The 501-nt window shown below is 60.5% G+C and carries 1 pseudogene; it reads left to right on the forward strand.

The features are described from left to right. Positions 1 to 501: pseudogene (locus JCM19038_RS24770) on the forward strand (hypothetical protein); the annotation flags it as partial.

A 501-nucleotide genomic window follows, 5' to 3' on the forward strand; every position in this document is an offset into this window, starting at 1 on the left:
ACTGGACTGACTGGGGCCACGGGCAATACTGGTACCACCGGACCTACCGGCGTTACGGGCAATACTGGTACCACTGGATCAACAGGTCCCACAGGCATTACTGGTGCCACCGGACCGACTGGGGCCACAGGCAGTACTGGTAACACTGGACCGACTGGGCCACGGGCAACACTGGTACCACTGGACCTACTGGCTCCACTGGTATTACCGGAGCCACTGGACCGACTGGTGCCACCGGCAGTACTGGAACTATCGGTCCAACGGGGGCTACTGGCTCTACTGGAAGTACCGGACCTACCGGCTCCACCGGCACTACTGGCATTACTGGACCTTCTGGTGCTTCGGGCAGTACTGGAGCAATCGGACCGACAGGGCCACCGGCAATACTGGAGCGACTGGACCAATTGGCTTCACTGGCAGTACTGGATCGACAGGAACTACTGGTGCCACGGGCAGTACTGGAGCCACTGGACCGACTGGCTCCACGGGTAGCACTGGTAT

The sequence above is a fragment of the Geomicrobium sp. JCM 19038 genome (assembly GCF_000698125.1).
In the GTDB taxonomy this organism is placed as follows: Bacteria; Bacillota; Bacilli; order Bacillales; family Marinococcaceae; genus Geomicrobium_A.